General features: G+C 41.9%; 13 protein-coding genes and 2 tRNA genes. 8 read left to right on the top strand and 7 right to left on the bottom strand.

Features of this window, described 5'->3' with window-relative positions; translation table 11 throughout:
* Window positions 1-153: 153 nt before the first annotated feature.
* A complete protein-coding gene (locus WKV44_02255; protein ID MEM5947356.1) occupies window positions 154-1242 on the bottom strand; it encodes a hypothetical protein in 1089 nt (362 codons plus the stop codon).
* 144 nt (window positions 1243-1386) lie between these two features.
* Window positions 1387-2442 carry a mannose-1-phosphate guanylyltransferase gene (locus WKV44_02250; GenBank protein MEM5947355.1) on the bottom strand — a complete coding sequence of 352 codons (1056 nt, stop codon included), beginning with the start codon at window positions 2440-2442 and terminating at the stop codon, window positions 1387-1389.
* A gap of 358 nt (window positions 2443-2800) precedes the next feature.
* Between WKV44_02250 and ilvE the strand changes: the two genes are divergently transcribed.
* Complete coding sequence (ilvE, locus tag WKV44_02245) at window positions 2801-3895, top strand: branched-chain-amino-acid transaminase (GenBank protein ID MEM5947354.1); 1095 nt, start codon at window positions 2801-2803, stop codon at window positions 3893-3895.
* Window positions 3896-4030: 135 nt separating this feature from the next.
* Here the strand turns inward: ilvE and WKV44_02240 are convergent, their stop codons facing one another.
* A complete protein-coding gene (locus tag WKV44_02240; GenBank protein MEM5947353.1) occupies window positions 4031-7516 on the bottom strand; it encodes a tetratricopeptide repeat protein in 3486 nt (1161 codons plus the stop codon).
* A gap of 86 nt (window positions 7517-7602) precedes the next feature.
* Here WKV44_02240 and WKV44_02235 point away from each other — a divergent pair, with 86 nt between their 5' ends.
* The 3 genes from WKV44_02235 to WKV44_02225 all read left to right on the top strand — a co-directional run bounded on the left by WKV44_02235 (window position 7603) and on the right by WKV44_02225 (window position 8508).
* Complete coding sequence (locus WKV44_02235; GenBank protein ID MEM5947352.1) at window positions 7603-8316, top strand: hypothetical protein; 714 nt, start codon at window positions 7603-7605, stop codon at window positions 8314-8316.
* A 36-nt stretch (window positions 8317-8352) separates the two neighbouring features.
* A tRNA-Arg gene (locus tag WKV44_02230) sits at window positions 8353-8426 on the top strand.
* Between the two features lie 9 nt (window positions 8427-8435).
* A tRNA-Arg gene (locus WKV44_02225) sits at window positions 8436-8508 on the top strand.
* 144 nt (window positions 8509-8652) lie between these two features.
* Here WKV44_02225 and WKV44_02220 read toward each other — a convergent pair.
* On the bottom strand, window positions 8653-13353 hold the full coding sequence (locus WKV44_02220; GenBank protein MEM5947351.1) for a hypothetical protein: 4701 nt from the start codon (window positions 13351-13353) through the stop codon (window positions 8653-8655).
* 11 nt (window positions 13354-13364) lie between these two features.
* Complete coding sequence (locus tag WKV44_02215) at window positions 13365-17921, bottom strand: hypothetical protein (GenBank protein MEM5947350.1); 4557 nt, start codon at window positions 17919-17921, stop codon at window positions 13365-13367.
* A gap of 250 nt (window positions 17922-18171) precedes the next feature.
* Here WKV44_02215 and WKV44_02210 point away from each other — a divergent pair, with 250 nt between their 5' ends.
* From WKV44_02210 to WKV44_02200, 3 genes are all read left to right on the top strand, one after another.
* Window positions 18172-18369, top strand: a complete 198-nt coding sequence (locus WKV44_02210) for a hypothetical protein (protein MEM5947349.1) — start codon at window positions 18172-18174, stop codon at window positions 18367-18369.
* A gap of 297 nt (window positions 18370-18666) precedes the next feature.
* Window positions 18667-18906: a hypothetical protein gene (locus WKV44_02205; protein ID MEM5947348.1), complete on the top strand. Its 240-nt coding sequence runs from the start codon at window positions 18667-18669 to the stop codon at window positions 18904-18906.
* A 78-nt stretch (window positions 18907-18984) separates the two neighbouring features.
* On the top strand, window positions 18985-19119 hold the full coding sequence (locus WKV44_02200) for a hypothetical protein (protein MEM5947347.1): 135 nt from the start codon (window positions 18985-18987) through the stop codon (window positions 19117-19119).
* 2 nt (window positions 19120-19121) lie between these two features.
* Here the strand turns inward: WKV44_02200 and WKV44_02195 are convergent, their stop codons facing one another.
* Complete coding sequence (locus WKV44_02195) at window positions 19122-20171, bottom strand: NAD-dependent epimerase/dehydratase family protein (protein ID MEM5947346.1); 1050 nt, start codon at window positions 20169-20171, stop codon at window positions 19122-19124.
* Between the two features lie 94 nt (window positions 20172-20265).
* Window positions 20266-20469, bottom strand: a complete 204-nt coding sequence (locus tag WKV44_02190; protein ID MEM5947345.1) for a DUF2892 domain-containing protein — start codon at window positions 20467-20469, stop codon at window positions 20266-20268.
* 309 nt (window positions 20470-20778) lie between these two features.
* Here WKV44_02190 and WKV44_02185 point away from each other — a divergent pair, with 309 nt between their 5' ends.
* Window positions 20779-21294: a phosphoribosyltransferase gene (locus tag WKV44_02185; protein ID MEM5947344.1), complete on the top strand. Its 516-nt coding sequence runs from the start codon at window positions 20779-20781 to the stop codon at window positions 21292-21294.
* Window positions 21295-21363 lie beyond the last annotated feature (69 nt).

Below are 21363 nucleotides of genomic sequence, written 5' to 3'. Positions count from 1 at the left end.
TAGAAACAAAATGATTTTAAAATAAAATTAATGTTGTAAATATATCAAGGAAGGGATGACTAAATAAGTTTTCTAGTACTTATTGTTTATATATACAAAAAAAATGTGGGAGCATCCAATGGCTGCTCCCACAATAAGACAACTAGATACTAATTAAAACCAGTACTCAGCTGTTGTAAAAATCGTCCATACGCTAGACGGATCTGCACCAGTATCAAGCATAGACAGATAATTAACACCAAGACGTACATACCCGTTGGAGTAACCCTTCTTTACATAAGGCTGAACCTGGAAAGCCTTTCCAGTACCAGCATTAGCTGTATCAAGCAGGTTGTTAGATGCCAGAACCACACCAAAAGTAGCTATATCCAGACTATAGTTAAGGTCTGTTGCGACATTGAGATCAAACTCAGAAGTATCAGAATTGCTGTCATCCTTCTGGAAAGCAGTATCAACCCTGAGTGTTGCACCAAAAGCATCCATGCCATATGTAGCACCAAGAGCAACCTTAGCAACAGTATCACCAGCAACAGTATTAGCAAGATTATACTTTACACCAAGATCGGCATTAAGCCCCTCAACAGCTGTAAGCTGGAAGGCAAAGTTAAGATAGCCAAAAGTATTGTCAGCAACAGGAGATGAAGCAGCAGTACCCCACTGATTATCATTAGGATTATATCCAAGTCTTACAAAACCTACACCATCTATCACATATCCAACACCAGCATAAATATACTTAAAAGCATCTTCAAGGGTTGTTGTGCTATTGTCTGTATCAAGAGCCAATATAGCAGTAAGACCAGAAACAGGAGTGAGCTTAAGAACAGCACCCTTCTTAGGATAAGCACGCATAAAAATACTATCTTGGTCACCACCTGTCATTGCACCATAGATGTCACCCACCTTACCTCTAAGAGAATCCTCCTGAGCCTGCCCTAAAGTAAGCATAACAATGTCATTAAATTTAATCCAGATATTTGCGTTATCGCCAATCCCTATAGAACCACCATTAGAATTGATATTGAGAGAAAAACCAACATTGTCGGAAGAACCATTGATAGCTATTCCAACTCTTCCGCCACCTGCCCAACCAGGTCCAGCCACCACCATCGGCTTAGAACCACTGGTATTATTACCAGTAACACCAAACTCTATACGGCCCCAACCTCCAACGGTCACATCGGCCATAACCATACCTGCTGCGATAAGCAGTACCACTAACACTAAAGTTAGTTTTTTCATCACATAGCCTCCTAAAAATCTTAGTAGGGGTAAGAAGAGTCAACGACCCATCACTAATCCCCTTATCCTTCGGCATAAGTATACCAACGCCTTAATACGCTGTCAAGTTTTTTTATTTTTTGCTAACCGTATTTTTAAAAAAGTCTATTTTCTTTTATCAAAGAATTCTGCAGCATCCCGCACAAGCTGTCCCTTTCCTTTTTTTAAAACAAGAAGCCTGTTGTTCTTAAAAACAACCACAAGATTGTCCACTCCACACAAGGCAACGGGCACATCGCTGAGCACTGTACAGCCTGAGGATTCTGCCTCAAAGACCTGTCCAGTAACACTTGCTAGCGATGCATACTCGTCCCAACTCCCCACATCGCTCCACTCAAATCCGGCCTCAACTACACAGGCCAGTGAAGTTTTTTCCATAAGGGCATAATCTACGGATATTGATTCTGTCTTAGCATATATCCCAGGCAAATCTCCGCCATAATAAAGGCTCACGCCGTCTCTATAATCATGCTCCACTGACATATCGGCATCAAGAAAAGCAGCAGCAACATCTGGAGATAGCTTCTCCAGCTCTCTTACAAATAAAGAAGAATTAAAGACAAACATACCAGAGTTCCAAAGATAGGAGCCATCTTTGAGATAAGCAAGTGCAGTCAGCTCATCGGGCTTTTCTTTAAACTCAAGGACACGCCTCCCAGACATAATCTTTTCTCCCACATGTATATATCCGTATCCTGTCTCTGGAGCACTAGGTCTTATGCCAAAGGCAACATGATATCCAGAGGCACTAAGTTCCACTGCTTTTTCAACATCCGCAACAAAAGCGTCCAGGGGTTTTATAAGGTGGTCTGCAGTAAGGACAAGTACATTGCAGTTGCCACACTCTTTCTCTGCCATCAGCATTCCCAGCATAATGGCCGGTGCAGTATTTTTACCTGCAGGCTCTCCCACGACCCTAACTTGTTTTTTTCTATTTTTTTCCAGCTTATCCGTGCAGGAAAGCGTTTTTTCCATATATCGTTCCCCAGTAACAATAAAAACTGGGGTATTAGGATTGCAGGCAAACGCACGTTCTAGAGCAAGGTCAAGAAGATTTTTTTCCCCTTCTACAGGCAAAAACTGCTTGGGAGAGTCCTCCACAGAAGCCGGCCATAACCGCGTTCCCCTTCCTCCTGCCATAATGATTACAGCATCCACCATAACAGCACTCCTTTTTGCAAATTATTGTAAAAATATTATACAACACAGTCTAATAACAGCACAAACAATAATCCAGAACTATTTTTATAATAAGATAAATACAAGAACACATTAATATAATAAAAACAAAACGCAAAACTGCAAAACCTGTAGAAAACATAAGAAAAATGGGTAAATTATCTTTAAAAAAGATACTACATATAGAAACATAAAACTCAAAAACACAAAATATTACATGTATACTAAAAACAAACACAATACTTTGCATGCAAATACGTTTTTATCTCCATATCCTTGACTATTTTTTAAAACAGGCCTAAACTTTAGCCATTATTTTTACAATAAGGAGCACTGCGGTATGGCAAAGAAAAGTTTTAGTCTGTCATTGTATCCGTGGACTTACACAGCAAAATACACAACAAACGGTTGGATAGAAGAATATCAGGCAAAACCGCACTTGGGTGCGGAAAAAGAAGCAACTCTCTCAGAACAGGAAAGAGAAGCACTTCTTGAGAGGAGAAATTCTTTTCCGCAGCTGCCCCTTGTTAACTTTTCTACGCAGTATGCCCTCTCCGTATTTGAGGGGCTTAAGGCCTTTCCACAAAAAGACGGCTCGCTAAGACTGTTTCGACCAGAGCAGAATGCAGAACGCTTTAAGCGCTCCATGGAGGGGATACTTATGCCTCCGTTTCCGCCAGAACTTTTTGTAAATGCCGTAAAAACCCTAGTGAGACAAAATAAAAACCTTGGCTACTATCCGCGATACTCCGATACATGGGAAAAAGACGGCTTTCTATCAGGACACTCCGTATACATACGACCTTTTAGCTACTCAGAACCAGGCATAGGGCTCAACCAGTCAGAACACCCCTGGGTAGTAATAGTAAGCACCCCTGTTGGAGCATATTTTGAAGGACCCAACAACAAGGCAATAACAAGCGATATGATACGTGCAACAGAAAATGGAACAGGTTGGATAAAATGTGCTTCCAACTATGTAATCTCCACTCTTGCCAAGAAAAAAGCCAACAGCCAGGGCTATATGGAAGCCATATTCTTGGATGCAAAAGAAAGAAAATATCTTGAGGAAGGTTCATCCTGCAATATTTTTGTCTATCTCAAGGACGGTACACTTGTTACCCCTGCTCTGGGAGATACCATTCTGCCGGGAATTACAAGAAAGAGCATAATAGAGCTTGCACAATCAATGGGAATAAAGACAGAAGAGAGAAAAATCGCCATAGAAGAGGTTATGGACAGTGCAAAAGAGGTTTTTGTGACAGGCACTGCAGCAGGTATAGCCCATATAGAGTCAGTAACACACAAGGGCAGAACAGCCGTCTTTGCAGACGGCAAGATGGGAGAGCTTACTAGAGAGCTTCTTTTGACGCTCAAAGGCATACAATACGGTTCTCATGAGGATAAGTTTGGCTGGATGACTGATATAGAATAGTTTTTATATTATAAAACCGAACGCCGGAGCGCTTACACGCTCCGGCTTTTTTTTAAAAAGAACGGCATACGGGTTTGTTGTCAGTAACAGGGTAAAAAGGCGGACAGCTTAGCTGTACGCCGTTCGGTATAGAATTTATAGATTTTCGTCGTCAAGAGATGGCGGAAGTTTTGCGTATATTGCAAGGGGCAGGCGGATAAAGTCCGTTGTAGGATGCAATATTATATCCTGATTGATAAATGCAAGGTTTTTTATGCCTGCACGTTCAAGTGATGCCGGGTCGCGGTAAAGATTGACAAAGAGTTCCTGAGCATCCGTTAGGTAGATAAGGGCTTCTCTATATTTATCGCTGCCTTCTGAGCCTCCAGAAAGCCGAAAGAGGCAGACTCCAAGGTTGTTCTCAACATGTATGATTGCTCCCAAAAGGGCTTTGTGACGGGGGTCCTCCTGTACGTTGAGGTAACCTATCCCTGCTTTTTGTTTCTCAAGCATGTCCAGAAGACGTCTGTAGTAACCCTCTGCGGCTGCATAGCTTTTTCTCATGTACAGTGTATTGGCAAGTGCAAAAAGAGCGGCTTTGTTTTTTCTCTGCACTTCATATGCTAAGGAAAATCGCTCCAGTGCGCTGTCCATGTTGCCTGCTCTGTAATAGAGCCGACCTACTTTGTAGTCATTCTCAGGGCTTTTGTAGAAGCTGTCTTCTGCCTTGAGGTAGAGAGAAAGAGCTACGTCTTCTTTGTCAGAATTGTAATAATAGATGTCCGCAAGTGCGGAGTATATCCTGCCGTAGGAAGCTTTTTTTCTGAGGATTCTGCTTTCCAACGCGTTCTCGTAGCGTTTTATCCCCTTACGATAATAGTCCTCTGCCGTAAGGACTTCTCCTTTATCAGCCATGAGAAGTCCAAGCCGCAGGTATGTGTCCACAAGCTGTCCGGTTGCTCTTCTGTCAAGGCTCTGTCTGCTTGTAAAAAGCTTTTCTGCAGCGATGAGAGCTTTTTCCATATCCGCAGGCTTATCCACGATTTCAAAATATCTTGCAAGTTGATATGGCACTTCTGGTACAAGGTCGTCGATCTCACGTGCTTTAAAAAGAGTGTCCCTTACCTTCTCCATTTCTTTTCTATCCATAAGATAACCGCCTGCCCGCGCAAGTTCTCCGGAGCTAAGCTTTACATCATTGTTGAGAATAAAATCTATCAGGGTTTTTACGTGAGAGAGGTTATCTATATCTGCAATATTAAGCTCAACAGCCTTTTCTTCCTGGTGAACAAAAAACTTGAGCATTCTTTCTGTAAGCTCGTCGCTATTCCCATGGTATTCCAGAACACGGGCATAGGCTTTTCTCGCGTCTTCATAACGTAAAAACTCATCTTTTGCTCCCTCGTCAGCCCACCTAAGAAAATTATCTCCTCTGGCTAGATGTATTTCTTTATCTTTAAAGTTCTTTTCTCGCAAATAGGACAAAAGTATCGTATCTGCTTTTTCGTATCGTGCAAGTTTATCCGACTCAAGATAGGCATAATCCAGTATACCCTTCTTGTCATAGGGATAGGCAGCAAGAAGCTTGACATATACTTCTTCTGCAAGGCTATACTGGCGGTGCTCTGTAAAAGCCTCCGCATACTTATAATGCCAAGATTTATAACGCCAGACTCTCCCCGCTCTGTCAAACTTGGTCATGGCACTGTCATAGACTTCTGCCTGGATGTCCTTGTAACCATCACTGTAAAGGCTATAAGCATAAATAGGCTTATAGACAAACTGATAGATAAGGAAGGTGAAACCTGCAAGTGCAAGAGTCCCTGCCAAAATGGCCCGTATTATAGGGAAAATTCTATAACGAAGTATATATCCAAAACTGTTTTTTTCCTCTTCAAAGGCTACACCTGTCTTCTTCTCATAGCCTGCAGGGATTCTTATCCTCTTCCCAGTAAGCTTTCCAACATAAGCAGCTATGGTCTTGAGAGATTCTCCTGCAACAAGCATCCTTATGAGCTTTTCAAGGTCTTCCCCTCCTATTTTCTGTTCTGCAACAAGACGCTCAACCTCTATCTTGAGATTTCTGGGCATGGAAAAAAGAGTCTTTTGCAGCTTTTCAAACTCTTCTTCGCTCAGGCTAAACTCAGCCTCAGGCAGAGACTCGGCAGCTTCTGCTGTAACAGCCATTGCAGGATTGAGATTATCATCCAAGTCAGGAATCTCATCATGAGCTTCTTCTACGACACCAAAATGCTCGCCAAAATCTCTGAGGCTAAACTCATCCACCTCTATATCTTCATCCAGATTGATGTCACTCTCATCATCTAGCTCGGGAGGAAGAGAAAAATCACTCTCAGCAGAAGAAGTATCACTATCCACAGAAAATTCATCCCTGCCTTCTTCAAAGGTAAACTCATCCATTGAGAAGTTCTCATCTTCTGGAGCAATCTCAAGAGGTTCCTCAAAAGAGACTTCCTGCGTATCAGAAGAAATATCAGACAAGTCAGGCACAGAAAAATCATCAGGAGGCTGATTGTCCTCTGCTGTTTCTTCAAAAGAAAAATCAGGAAGCTCACTCTCTATTTCTTCCCGGGCAACAGAAGGTTCTTCCACACCCTCAAGAGGAGAAAGCTCTTCTTCAGAAATTTCTTCATCAAAATCAGGCATGGAGAAATCATCTGGGATATCAGGATGAGGCTGTTCCTCTTCTTCTGCTGGAGTATCAGAGAATATATCATCATTGATATCTGGCAGAGAAGAAAAATCGGATTCATCCAAAACTTCTTCAAGAGTCTCAGCTTCTTTGGGAAGATCCTCAGAAAAATCTAAGTCATCTTCAATTCCGGAAGAAAGCTCTCTATCAACATCATCAAGAGACGGGAATATATCGTCAGAGGGAGGAAGCTCGTCTTGGTCCGTTATATCCTTCTCAACAGCAGCCTGCTCTTCTTCTGCCTCCTCTTCCCGAGAAGAGAATATGTCTATCTCATCAGGCAATTCTTCTACTGATTGCTCTTCTTCCTCGCCTTCTATAGGAGAGAGTAGCTCTTGTGGTATGGAAAAGTCTTCTCCCTCAAGGCCGCTTATCTCCGTATCCTGCATATCTTGCGAACTTTCCTCGGGAAAAATTGCATCGATATCCTGCGTATCAAGCAAATCTCCCCCAGATTCTATGTCCGAAAAATCTGGGGCTTTATCAGAAGCTGCAAGCTCATCCTCTCCTATGGATTCTTCATCTGGCAAGAAATCCATATCCGGCAGGCTCTCGTCTCCAAGGATATCTTCCAATCCAGGGATAGCGGTCTCTTCTTTTTCCTCTGCTCCGGCCTCATTATCGGGATGCTCAAAACCAAGCTCAGCAAAGACATCATGGTCAGGTGGCTCTTTCTCATTTGGCTCGGAAGGCTCATCCAACCTGGAAAGCATATCGTCAATTGTTATCTCTTCTTCCTGAGTTTCTTGCTGATACGATTTGTCCTGCGATTCTTCCTGCTTGAGAGGAGATGTTCTTATCTTGGGTTTCTCCGGCTCCACAGGAGGAGGAAGTTCTATTGATTCTCCCCACTCCTCTATCACATGAGGTTCTTCCGCAAGCTGTATAATGAGACTTCCCAGTTTATCTATGTCTCTGCTGTCAGGCATATTTTTTTTATCTTCGGCTTTTTTATAAATTTATTAACTAAGGCTTTATTCCTCTTAAAAATGTTCCGAATAAGTTTAACAGAAACATGAGAAAAAGCAACTTACTTATTATGTTTTTTTTGTTGGGAAGCTCTCTGGTTTTTTCGCTGGATTTTTCTGTAGACAGCAAAGAACTGCATCTATATATCCTTGGATTAAAAAAGGCAGAAGCTCCACACATATACGATGGGAACCTTGTTATAAGCTACCAGGGACACGGAACAGAAAAAAGGGTTGGCATTGCCCTGTCCACAGAAGGGTTTAAACAAATCCATACAATGGCCAAAAATCCCAATAACATTTTTGTTTATGTAATAAAACCTCCTCGCGATGTTGATACGATAACATACCGCTTTGTGATAGATGGTATATGGATGCCCGACCCTGCCAATCCCAATACGATACGGGACAGAGAAGGGATAATCCTTTCTCTTGCAAAAATCCCCCTTCAGAGTCTCCCAGAGATAAGTCCAGAGATAGACGGTAATACAGTAATATTTACTTACAGGACAGAGCCTGGCAAAAAAGTAACTCTCGTGGGAGAGTTTTGCAACTGGGATCCTTTTTTGCTTGTCATGCAGGAGGTTAGCCCTGGTGTATATCAGAGAAAGCTACGACTTCCAGCAGGAAGTTATGCCTACTATTTCTTTGTAAACGGAAAAAGAGTTGCAGACCCCCTCAATCCGAAGAACGTATATCTGGATAACATAAAGATATCCATAGTAAATGTTAACACTGGTATGGCAAGCTATACACATTGACAGAGCCGGCTTTAATAGCTATCATATACGGCACATGCCCCGGTAGCTCAGCAGGATAGAGCAACTCCCTCCTAAGGAGTGGGTCGGACGTTCGAGTCGTCTCCGGGGTATATTTTTTTGCCCCGGTAGCTCAGGGGATAGAGCAACTGCCTCCGGAGCAGTGGGTCGGACGTTCGAGTCGTCTCCGGGGCAGTCCGTCTTTTTATTAAGATTAGACCGAACGCGGACAGGCTTGTGCCTGCCCGCTTTTTTTGTACCACTAATGGCAAAAAGGATTTTCTTCTGCCGAAGGCAGCAGGGAATGCTCCAGCATTCCCTGCGTTCGGTATATTTTTATTATTCCCTCAGGTAGTCTCTTATAAAAGTAATACCATCCCCGGGTCTTGCAAAGATATACTCTCCTCTCCCTTGTCCATCTATTGTTGCATATAGGCTGCTTTGCAGACGGCGGCTTTCTCCGGGAAAGAGTGGGTAATAGCTGCGGAAGGGTACGTATGCGTTCTTGTGCCAGCCCCAGCGCCAGGGGCCTCTTGCGGCTTCTTCTGTTGTGTCAGGAGTGGTGCCCCAGAGGAGTCCAATATATGTTGTTGTTACGATTTCCCAGCTTATCCAGTACCATTCCTGCGGACTTGAGCTAAGCTGTGTCATGAGTCTTACGCCGTCATAATCATAGTTATCCCAGGATAAAGGGAGGCCAGGAACGGTTGGCGGACCAGCTATGTCGTCGCTCCCTCGTAACCACATGGATTCGGGAAGCATGCTGTCGTTTACTACCGGAGTGCCAGAGCTGTCGTATAGCTGACTGCCTGTGTAGTCTGGTATTGCATCGGCTCTGCCTCCATCATATATAAAGCTTACTACTGATTTGAATGCTACCTCATTAGCAACTTCCGATACATCCGTGCCTTTTATAGCTACTGCTTTTATCCAGCTTTTGTATCCTTGCAGGGTGTCTGCCGAGGAGCCTACTGTGAGACTACCGGTGTAGAGTGTACTTAAACCGGTAGGTACTGGGGGTTCTGTGGGGCCTGCTGCAGGCTGAGGCGGGAGGTTGGGGCTATTGGGATTAGCAACAGGGGCGGGATTGTAGGTTGCTTCTGAAAGGGTATAATGGATTGCTGCACCCGGTGTCAGGCTATCCATTTTTACACTTGCTACAAGTGGCTGTGCTGCTACTACTGCCAAAGCTCCTTCGGAAAGGCTTTCAGAGCGGCGGTTTACTCTTATAACAGGTTTCTCTACGCCAGCAAGCTCTATTGTACCTGCCGTTGCCGGTAGATTTATGTGGGATACCTGATCGTATACGAGTCCTCCGTCTATCTCTACGGTATAGCTTGCTCCCTTTACAGGAAGAGAATAGCTTCCTTCCAGAGATATCTTCATTGTAGAACCAGATATACTTACATAAGAAGAGTTTACCGGTATGGATATCTTGTGTAATCCTGCAGTCTTGTAAGCAGAGACAATAGAAGGATCATCCGGAGAGAGAGAAAAGTCTAGCACATAGACTGCATCAAGAAGTGGTGTTCCGTTGTCGCTTGCACCATTGGTGGCAAGTTTGTAGATTGAGGCAAGAGTGGGTGCTATGCTTGCAATCTCAGAGTATTCTGATGGGCTTAACAAGACAGGCACCTTGAGTCCTGCATCATCTTGGGTTATTGTGATGTTTCCACTTCCTTTATATATGTTTCTGTCAAAACTGAGTGTTAGCAGACTGCCCATCAGCTGACAAGATTGCAGTTGTGGCGGACTTGTAAGAAGAAAGAAATCTTTTTGCCCAGAAAGCCTATTATCAGAAGAAAGGCTTGCAAGATCTATCCACTGAGAGAGGTTTTCCGAGGATGACAAAGAATCTGTTATCACCGAAGTATTAAACGCTATGGAGTCAACATCAAGAACATCTGGAACAGTGTCGCCTTCCTGTACACTGTATTCAAATATAAAGCTATTTGTACCTGAACCTGACTTATATACTGCAGTTCTTTGAGGTGTTGTATTGAGTATGAGATAGGGTTTTATACTGCTTGTGATATAAAGAGCTTTTCTAAAGTTGAGACTTATTTCTATTTTATCACCTTCTTTGTATATTCCGTCAGCCATGCTTGAGCTTATTCTTGTGAGAAGACTACCGCTGTCGATTGTTATACTTACAGGATTACTGTTAGAAGATATATTACCGGCTTTGTCAATCTGTCTGACTACTATCTCGTAGCTTCCGTTTACAGCTATGCTTCCTGCACTACCTGTTATCCATGTAATGCCGTTATTGATAGAATATTGGATAACTGCATCCGGTTCTGCTCCTGTGACAGTAAAAGTTACTGCTCCGTAATAAGTAGTGCCGTCAGTGATTCCATCAACAGAAGGGACTATGGGAATATCAGTATCTATTATGACATCCCTATCCATTTCTCCCCCAGATGGAAGTACAGATGATAAGGGATTGCCAGCAAGGTCTTTTATGGATGAAACAGATGTAATAGAAGATACCGTGAGTTTTTCTGCATTTTCGCCCTGAGCAACAATATAGGAAAATCTGAGATATGAGCCTTGATTACTACTATATACGGCTAATGCTGATAATCCAGAAGAAAGAGTGAGTGCAGGGTTATTATCAACAACAACGGGCTCCGACAAGTCTGCCGCAATAATCACAGTATCCCCTGCCTTGTAAGCAGAAGAAGGAGAAAGGATTCTCACCCCTGTTATATACGGCTGTATGGTATCTATGGTTATTATTTTACCACCAGAAAGACTATTGATTCCGGAAGGCAATACGGATATATCTACCATAGTACCTGTATCGTCTGCAAAATTATTACTTCCAGAAATACTTATGCTACTAACATCAAGAGTAGAGACATCATCTCCCGGCTGCACTGTATATCTAAAGCTTATCCTGTTGCTATTATTTCCCTGATAATAGTACGCATAAGCACCATTGTTTAGAATAAGTACAGGCTCATTGCTTCCCCCGGAAAAAGACACCGTTTTGTTAAACTCAAGATAAATATCCACGATATCACCTGCTTTGTATCTGCCGCTGTCATTGGGACTTGTTATGCGCACAAGCTCTGGGACGTTGCTCTCAACACGTATTGTCTTGGTATCCGATGCAATATTCCCGCCCATGTCCTTTATCTCAGCCTGTACAGAGATTATGGACTTAGTGGGAGCAGAAATATAATCACTCTGCCAGCTGCCATCAAAGTTACGGGTAACGCCAATTACCTGTCCGTCACAGTCAAGGTTTATCTCTCCTATTTTACTCTTATCTGCCCAAATATCGGTGGAATTATCAGACCATGTTCCTTTTAACCTCAATTGGTCTCCGGGAGAAAAAGCAGGAAGTACAAGAGAATCGCTTATAGTATAGTTCTCTGTCGTGGAGTCACTATGTTTCACAGTGACTCCTGTTATACGTACAGAAGGGGGAATATTATCACCTGCCACAACATATTTTAAGGTAGATGCCTTATTGTTATCGTCAACTGCTCTTAATACAAAGGTTTGGTTGGAAAGTGGGGTTGAAGGAGATATTCCTATATCGGAGAACAGATTAAGCGTTAGGGAAAAATCTCTCTTAAACCTGCCGTTACCATCATATTGTGCTGCTCCAAGAGAAGAAATATCAAATACTTTATTCCCCTTAGCATCCGTACCTGGGCTATCCCATCCGGAATAACTCTTATTGAGATAAGATAGAAGGCTGCTGTCATATTCCTCAGGGTTTATCCATACAATTCTAAGCATAGCAACCCCAGAATCATCGTCAGCATAACCAGAAAAGATAACATCGCCATTTGCATCTCCCAGCATAGGCGAGTCTGCAACAGGCGTTTCTACGGTAATTCTAGGACTGGATATATCCTCAACAGAAAAATAAGCTGTTTTCTCATTACCTGATACTCCGTTTATATCGCTTGCAACAGCCCTTATCCTGTATGTTCCACTTTCCTGTGGAGCAGAGACCTGCCATGTATAACTTGAAGCTTTATTAAGCTCATTAGCTGTTATCTCTACATGGGAAACTTCCTGCCAACCTGATATATTTTCTTCTATGTATATGTTTACAAAAGCAAGCCCATCATCATCAAAAGCCTGCCCTTCTAGAGTCTGCTGCGGGTAAACAGAAACAGAAGGTATAGGATTGCTATCCCCCGGAACAGTCACCCAAGGGCGGTCCGCATCAGGCCAATAACACAACCAGCCATGAGACCTCTTATCGCTGTTCCCAGCAGCATCATAGCTGTTGATTACTACCTGTAAAACAGTTTTTGTTGTTATAGAAGAAAGCTCGGAGGCAGGGATATTGACTGTAAAATTTCTGAGAGAGGCAGAATCGGTATAGTTTTTTTGCCAGTAGATAGTACCTTCTGCATCCGCAAGCTCCACTTCCAATCTTCCAAGCCTGGAATTCTCATCCTGATAGCCTTTTATAACAATATCACCATTGAATAATTCTGCAATATAGCTCACATTTTCCAAAACATAGGAAGAATAGTGTGCATCTGCTTCTTCCGAAGTTCCGGAAAAAAGCTCCGGATAAGTAACATAGACAGATGGAGCAGTTGTATCTGATATGACAGTTCTCTTCTCTACAGAGACAGCACCCATATTGCCTGCAGAGTCCTGGGCTTTTAGCATTAGAACTATCTCACCTGTTACAGAGTCCGGCAAACTTATATCAACCGACCATAAAATCATACCATCTGTACCGGATGTCCATGTGCCAGAAACGGGCTTCCACACACTGTTGTCAGAGGAAAACTCCCAACCTGTATCAGAATGCTTCCACACGCAGGGTGCCCCTTCTATTTCTATTATAAGAAGAGAAACAAAAGTATCATCCTTTACCGTACCTTTTATAGTAAAGTTTCTACTGACATTTTGCATGTAGAAGGGAGAAGAAACACTCAATACAGGCGGACTCATATCCACATCAGGACCAAGTCCGGGATTTAACATATCGCAACCTGTCAGGGCAAACAATATCAATAATATTACAACAACTCTTCTATTTATTGCTTTATACATAAGACCTCCTCTTACCAGTAAAGCTGATTGACTACAAAAATCAGCTTACCATAACTCCCCTGATTATAGTTCCTCTGCCAGTTTCCCCTATAGCTGGTCTGAACCCATGAGCTTACTATGTCCCACGACAACCATAACCAATCGTTAGTAGAGAACGCATATGCGTACTTACTGTATCTTTGATCAGGATCCGCATCTCTCAGAGGAAAGCCAGGCACAGTTGGCGGAGCGCCTGCAACTATAGAACCCTGCATTTGGAGAGGATTTCCATCTCTGCCGGGATCAATTAACACAACAAGAGTCTTATAGGCACCACAAACTCCATAAGAAGAAGAACCAAGCTCTGTATGTTCTGCTATTGCCTTGATAAATATACGTTGTGCATCATCCGCATTGGAAACTTCTGTCTGTCCAGGACTTAGGGGCTTACCAACAGCAAGAAAATCGGTATAAGAACTATGTGAGAACACATAATTATTTACAGGTTCACCAGGTATAGAATCATCATCTGTTACCAAATATCTTATGTTCGCCCCCAGAGTTTGAGAATCTATTCTAATCCGAACAAAACCGCTAGGCTCTGTCGTAGTATCCTCGCCACCTATGGTAACAGAACCAGTTATAGTACCAGTAAGACCATCTCCTGATGGAGTTACAACAGGCTCGACAGCTCCTTCACCATGACTGTATCTGTCCACACGTATAACAGGAGCAGCAACCCCACCTGAGAAAAAGGAAAACGATATATCAGAAGACGAATTGCCTGCAGAATCACGGAAAGAACCAGCAGATATATTTACATCCCATTTTATTCCCGGTTGAATAGACGGAAGGCTTATAGTCACAGTAGAACCTGAGACAGAAACTCTATATGAGGTAACATCCACATCCATAAGAATATGATATCCGGCTTTTTCCATAACCGCCCTTATATCAGCATCATCGAGCCCCCTGTCAAAAGCAAGAACATACTTGGTAGAAAGATCAGGGACATAAGAAGTCCCGCTCTGGACAAGACCATGAGTAAGCTTCCTATACGGACCTAATGGTTGTGCTGTAAGAGAATCAAGGGCAGGACTTCCGTTAGCAGTCTGCATAAGGATTTCTCTATCAACACTACTTAGCAAAGAAGAATAATATACAGAGCGAAACTCATCCTCCGTCATAACAGGGGGAATAAGCCATCCAGGACTTCTCTTTATAACAATAGTTCCGGATTCTTTAAAAACAGGCTCAGAAAAAACTATGCTTATGCTGTCTTGCCCAGAACTGAGAATCATACCATCTGAGGGAACAGTTGACTCAACAGACGGAGCTACAGCATCAGCAATAAGAGCAGGCCTGTCAATATCAGGGAGCTCAGTAGCAGACAATGAAGCCGGTGCCACATTGCCAAACAAATCCTCAACACCAGTAAGAACAAGCCCATCAGGTTCTAAAGGCGACATATAAAAACCATCAGGAACAGTAAAAACAAAGTACAACACAGAGGAACCCGTAGAGTTTTCAAGCACATCCGCATGATAACCAGCACCAAGAGAAAGATAAGCCCCTCCTCCCGTTGTCCTCACCTTTTCGGAGAACGAGACTTTAAATCTAATCTCCGATCCTGCCGGATACACACCATCAGGATTGGTACAGGAAACAGAAACAACAGAAGGTGCTCCGGTATCTATTGTTATATTTTTTATTACTGCATTTGCAGAAACATTACCTGCAGCATCTATCTGTCTTGCAGTAACGAGGTAAAATCCATCGGTAAAAAGAACAGGAGGATTTCCTGCATCATAGTCATTCCAGCTAAGGCCACCATCAAGAGAATACTCGACAACAGCATTACTCTCTACACCACTTATACTTATTGTTTGAGAAGAATTAAAAACACCTTCTTGGTTATCCACAATGGGAGCAGATGGAGCAGAGGTATCTATTATGACAGGCATAACACCGGCCCCAAGAGAAGACAAATCAATAACATTACCAGCATAATCCGTTATTAGAGAAGAATCACTCAAGAGAGCAGAAGAATCATAGGCAAGAGAAGAAGTATTGAGCCCATCCGTAATAAAGCAGGAAAAAACCACAGAATCAGAAGTGACAGAATCAACAGCGGCTTCAAGCCGTGTTGAACCTGCTGTAATAAGAAGCTTAACATCGCCATTTATCAACACAGGAGAATCAACCCCAAGTGTAAACACAAGCTTGTCTCCTGCTCTATAAGCACCACTGGCACATGATAAAGAAACAGCTTGGGGAGCAACAGCATCAAGGGCAATATCCTTTCTTCCCTGAATAAGATCAGAATCAGAAAGAGCACCTATAATAACAGAAGAACCATCAACAGAAGAAACAGAACCCCCAGAAAGATCTAAAGGAGCAGCAGACATAAAAAGCTTATCAGAAGAAACACCTGCCGGCACATTATAAGAAAAAATAAGAGTAGAAGAACCGGCCCCACTTACATAATCCGCATATGCATCAGGTGCACCAGAAACAGAACTATCCAGAAAAAATCCTAGTCTGGGAGAACCCGTAATAGAAACAGGATCAGAAAAAACAACCTCAAAAAAGATATCAGAACCTGCCTTATAAACACCACTTGCAAGAGGAGAACCAATATACTCAAGAACAGGCTGAGCAGAAACTATAACAGTGCGTTCCATTTCTCTAACATTGCCCAAAACATCCTCAGCAACAAACCTGTATACCCATTGCCCCTCAGCAAGAGAAGCTGCAGGCACAGTATAAGACAAAGAAGAAGCAGAAACCTCATTCAGGAGCACAGGAGAAGAAGAAACATCATACAAAGACACTTTTGAAACAGGAAGACCATTGGATTTATCTGCAGAAAATGACAATACCAAATCATTCCCCTGACTTAAGACCTCATAATCAGTAGCAGGACTTGAGACATTTATATCAGGAAGACTATTATCGGCAGAAAGAACAAAAGTAGAAAAAACATAATTTCCACTATCATCCTCCGCAAAAAGAACAAAAAGCTTTCTATCATTCTCGAGCCCGCCTGCAAAAACAAAATCCGATAAAACATCCAAAGAAAGGGAAAAAGAATATCTCTTATAAGTCCTTCCCCCTACTACCTCGTTTACAGGAGAAGAAAGAGGCAATCCCCATATCACAACTCCATCAGAAAGCACCTCTTTCTGTCCGCCAGATACGGAAGAAGCCGCAAGAAAATTCTTTACATCCTCGACATGAGAATCGGCGCCACCAGCTATCCCAGCAGGAATCCATGCAAGCCTTGCAGAAACAACAGAACTATTATCAAGACAATATCCTTCTATAGAAAAAGAAGAACCACCAGAAAGTGAAGGAAAGATATTTTCCTGAGGACTACTTATAAAAGCCAGCGGTTCATCCGCATCCGTTACCCTAAGTTCATAGACCTGTCCTTTCCATACCCAATCGCCATAACCAGCAAGCTTTTTATCCCTTACAAGAGCAACTAGCTTAAAAGAACCAGAAGAAGAAGGAGCAGACACGGAGACATTAACAGACCTTCCGGAAGCAACCGTAGTTCCTGTCCCCATCAGACTTGTACGCAAAAGCTCATCACCTTCGAGAGCATCTAACTTTTCTTCATCAGAAGAACCAGGAACAGAATTCCAATCGGATAAAGAAACAACAGCAGCATAAACAACATCAAGCCCATCATCATCAAAGAAAGTAAAAGGCAAAACACTCTCCTGCGGAACCGTAATAACTCCTCCCACTGCGTTACCTTGAACAATCCTGGGGACATCCGCCTCAGGATCATAAGAAAACCACAACCCCTGGTCAGTATTCTCATTACCACCAATATCCCTGCAAGATACAGTGAGCCTAAAATAATGCCTGCTCAAGGCATAAGAAGAATCCACAGCAAAAAAATCAGAATCCCGCAGAGTAAAAACAGGAGAAGACGCAGGAGAACCATCATCAGGAGAAACAGCAAAAACCTCTTCTCCAAACTCATCCAGAACATGAAGCACAACCTCGGAAACCCTAAAATTCTCCTCAACCTCAGCCCTTACCTTAAAAAAACCATTCTGTATATAGTCCATCTCATTGGACAAAGACGCATCATAACCAGCAAGCTCATCACGTGACTTAAGCTCTACAGAATACCCAGGCATTCTCTCCACATACAAACGATTCAAAAAAGGCGGAGTAGCATCCACAAGAAAAGTGAGCTGTGCAACAGACTGATAAGAACTATTGTTAAAAACATCATACGCAGTAATCCTGACAGTCCTCTCACCCTCCGGCAAACTCAGCCTGATACTCCAATCCTCACCATTAACACTCGCATTACCATAAACAACCCCAGTATCAGCAGAAGACACAACCACCCTATCCACACCAGACTCATCCTTACACTTGCCCTCCAGCAAAAACGACAGCGGTACATAATCCATATTGGCATGACTGGTAACAGTGAGAACAGGCCCATCCAAATCAGTAGCAGCCCCCATTCCCACAGAAGAAAGCACATCACAGGAGACAAAGAGAACACAACACAAAAGAAAAACACCTATCATCCTTATCCAAAAACCAGACAAAGACATAAGCACCTCCATCTTACTTTTATTAATCGAGCAACCAACTTGTTTTCGTAAACATCATAAATATAACATAGAAAATTGTAAGTTTGCATTAGTTTTTTTTATTAATCAACAAATTGCTAACGTTAACATACTTATTTTTTATACCGAACGGCTCACACCCGACAGAGCAAGCAACAAAATAAGCAGTATTGTGTGCGAGCCTGCCTGCGGCAGATTAACCCGTATAAAAAAAAACACCAATAATACCCCCATGCAGAAAAATAGAGAAATAAAAAAATGGTCCACATATTGGGCAAACTGTCTCAAAGATGCGGATACAAAAGAAGAAGACACACCATACGACCCTTTTACTGCGCAAATACAAAACAACACAATCAACATAAGTTTAAGAACCAGTCTAAGAATACCAACTCATCCTGCATACAAAAAAGATGGCTACCTGATATAAATTCTTTTGGACTATATATGACAAGTACCCAAAAGGGAAATTATCAATGTATGAAAAATAGCTTTTAAAAAGGCTGGACTAAGAAACATCCGCAGAAAAAGATAGAATACTTAAAAACCAGTCTATTGGAGAATGCAAAAGAATATTATCAGGACATATAAGATATAAAAAAATTAAAATTCAAAATAAATGAAGAACTTAATGATATAAAAAACAAAATAGAAAGCTCATAGCGGCTGCAAAAGACGTCATAAAAAAGCAAAAGATGCTGTTTCTGCAACTTATAAAAAGCTTCCTTTGGGATATAAGTTATTAGGATTTTTAAGTCCAATAAGACAGAAAATACATAACACAATAAAAAACACCATGCTTGATTACACAGAAATTGATATTTCCGTAAAATATTATAAATATCAAGCTGTAATTACTTTAACATCAAAAGAGATAGAACAAAAAGAATGCAAAAAAAGATATACAGAAAAAATAAACAGTAGGAAAATTCAAAACACTTCTGGAAGAATGGGAAGAATATTATGAATCCAAACTTTCTAATCTATATAAAAAACAGGCGAAGAATATAAAAAACTTGAACCAATAGAAGATATCAAAATACGGTTGGATATATCATACCGCAATCTGGCTTTTTGGCTGGCAATACACTACAGGGAAGCATCCCTTGTATTAAAAGCAGAGAAAAAAGAGGAATACAGAAAAATCATAGAAGAGGCCAGAAAAGCACTACTGGAATAAAATCATATCCCGTAATAATCCCGGTACCAATCCACAAAACGCCGGATACCCACGGAAAGTTCGGTATCTGCTCTGTAAGAAAAATCCTTTTCCAGGTTGGTGGTATCTGCATGTGTTGACACAACATCTCCTGGCTGCATCTCTCTAAAAACCATCTTCGCCTTCTTTCCCAAAGCAGACTCGATAGTCCGTATAAAATCCATAAGCGCAACAGGAGAACCGTGACCTATATTATAGACTCTAAAAGGTGCGATAGAACGGTCAGGAGGCAAATCCCCATCTCCTGAGTCTGTTACGTAAGGGAAATCCATAAGACAGGTACGAGCAACCCCTTCTACAATATCATCTATATAAGTAAAATCTCTTTCCATGTTTCCGTTATTAAAAACCTCTATCTCTTCTCCTGCAAGAATCTTTTTTACAAAGGAAAAATAAGCCATATCAGGTCTTCCCCATGGCCCGTACACAGTAAAAAATCTAAGACCTATTGTGGGCAAACCATATAGGTGACTGTATGTATGTGCCATAAGCTCATTGGACCGTTTTGTGGCAGCATAAAGACTCACGGGATGGTCAGCACCTTTTTTTTCGCTAAATGGAACAGTACTGTTGAGCCCGTATACACTTGAGCTGGAAGCATAAACAAGTCGCTCTATCCTGCAAACTCTGCAGGCTTCAAGCACAGAAAAAAATCCCTGCATATTGCTGTGGATATAAGCAGCAGGATTTTCAAGCGAATATCTAACGCCGGCCTGAGCCGCAAGATGCACTACACGGTTTATTCTATGCTCTCTTATTATCTTTATAAGTAGATCCGTATCGCATATGTCACCGTAATAAAAAAGATAATCAAGACTACTGGAAAAAGCTTTTCCTTCCTTTATTGCCTTGTCCGCATAAATCCCATGTTTCTCAAGTCTAGCTTTCTTAAGAGATGTATCATAATAATCATTTATATTATCAAGACCTATAACACTATGACCGTAAGAAGTCAGCACATCAACCAGGCCAAAGCCTACAAATCCCGCTGTTCCTGTTATAAGAATATTCATATCATATTTTTATACTATGATAGACGTTATAACAAGCATTCAGCAACAAAAGGGCATGGCTTTGTGCCATGCCCGAAAAAGCCTGTAAAGACCTCTATTCTTTTTTGCATGTGGATATGCCAAAAATTTTATACAATCCACAAAAGCTAACTAGACCTGTAATCAACAGCACTGCTCCTATAAGAGCAAGCCACCAGAATCCCTGACCAGAAAGTTGCAGCACAAGGCCAAGGACAATAAGCACGATTCCAAGAATAACCCGTATAATCCTGTCTACTTTTCCTACGTTTTTTTCCATAATTGCCTCCATAAAATGGTACATATATAAAAAATCATATATTTTATTATAAAAATCAAGCAAATTCGGCATAATAAAACAAACTCATGGGATACAAATATACTTTGTACGACTATTAAGCTTTTATTGTGTGCATGCATAGACTAATGCAGCAGACTATGCATGTAAAATACTTTGCCTCATATTTGCCATAGGCAGGAGGACCTGCTCTTTTATGCCTGCTATGCTATGTTGGATGCAGGTCCGACGTTCGGTATAAATTTCTTATCTTTGCTTGCACTTTACGGAATTGCAATATAATATCTATCTATGGAAAAGGCATATTATTTTACATACGAGGAGATTCATAACACGGTTGGCAAGCTTGCTGGCAAGCTTAAGGAAAGCGGTTTTTGCCCCGATCTGATTGTGGCAATTGGTACAGGGGGGTTTATTCCAGCCCGGATTCTGCGTACGTATATAGAGAAGCCTATTTTGACGGTGGGTATCGCTTATTATGATGCCAATAACAGGCCAACGGATATTCCGCGCAAGATTCAGTGGATTGATGAGGTGGAGAAAAAGCTTACGGGTAAGCGGATTTTGCTTGTGGATGAGATAGATGATACACGCGCAACTTTGGCTTACTGCCTTAGCGAGCTTGATAAGAATAAGCCCGAGGAGCTTGCTGTCATGGTGCTTCATAATAAGAAAAAGCCAAAGAAGGCGGATTTTCCTTCCTGTGTGAGCAAGATTTTTGTAGGTAGTGAACTTGAGGATTACTGGGTTTATTACCCTTGGGATGCTACGGATATAGAAGAGCATAACAAGCTCGCAAGGAAATAGTTGCGCAATCTTTTCTTTATTTGTCTTGAGGCTACTTGAGAACTTGTATATTTCTCATCAGCCAATATC

It is taken from the genome of Spirochaetia bacterium 38H-sp (assembly GCA_039023545.1).
Lineage (GTDB): Bacteria > Spirochaetota > Spirochaetia > Winmispirales > Winmispiraceae > Rarispira > Rarispira pelagica.
Note: the sequence above shows the minus strand (reverse complement) of the source record. Positions and strands in the feature narration are given on the sequence as shown.

Coding starts and splice junctions, on each gene's coding strand:
- WKV44_02185 (MEM5947344.1), top strand. CDS start 20,779: ATGGAAAAGGCATATTATTTTACATACGAGGAGATTCATAACACGGTT.
- WKV44_02255 (MEM5947356.1), bottom strand. CDS start 1,242: ATGAAAAAACTAACTTTAGTGTTAGTGGTACTGCTTATCGCAGCAGGT.
- WKV44_02250 (MEM5947355.1), bottom strand. CDS start 2,442: ATGGTGGATGCTGTAATCATTATGGCAGGAGGAAGGGGAACGCGGTTA.
- WKV44_02240 (MEM5947353.1), bottom strand. CDS start 7,516: ATGCCTGACAGCAGAGACATAGATAAACTGGGAAGTCTCATTATACAG.
- WKV44_02195 (MEM5947346.1), bottom strand. CDS start 20,171: ATGAATATTCTTATAACAGGAACAGCGGGATTTGTAGGCTTTGGCCTG.
- WKV44_02235 (MEM5947352.1), top strand. CDS start 7,603: ATGAGAAAAAGCAACTTACTTATTATGTTTTTTTTGTTGGGAAGCTCT.
- ilvE (MEM5947354.1), top strand. CDS start 2,801: ATGGCAAAGAAAAGTTTTAGTCTGTCATTGTATCCGTGGACTTACACA.
- WKV44_02220 (MEM5947351.1), bottom strand. CDS start 13,353: ATGTATAAAGCAATAAATAGAAGAGTTGTTGTAATATTATTGATATTG.
- WKV44_02215 (MEM5947350.1), bottom strand. CDS start 17,921: ATGTCTTTGTCTGGTTTTTGGATAAGGATGATAGGTGTTTTTCTTTTG.
- WKV44_02190 (MEM5947345.1), bottom strand. CDS start 20,469: ATGGAAAAAAACGTAGGAAAAGTAGACAGGATTATACGGGTTATTCTT.
- WKV44_02210 (MEM5947349.1), top strand. CDS start 18,172: ATGCAGAAAAATAGAGAAATAAAAAAATGGTCCACATATTGGGCAAAC.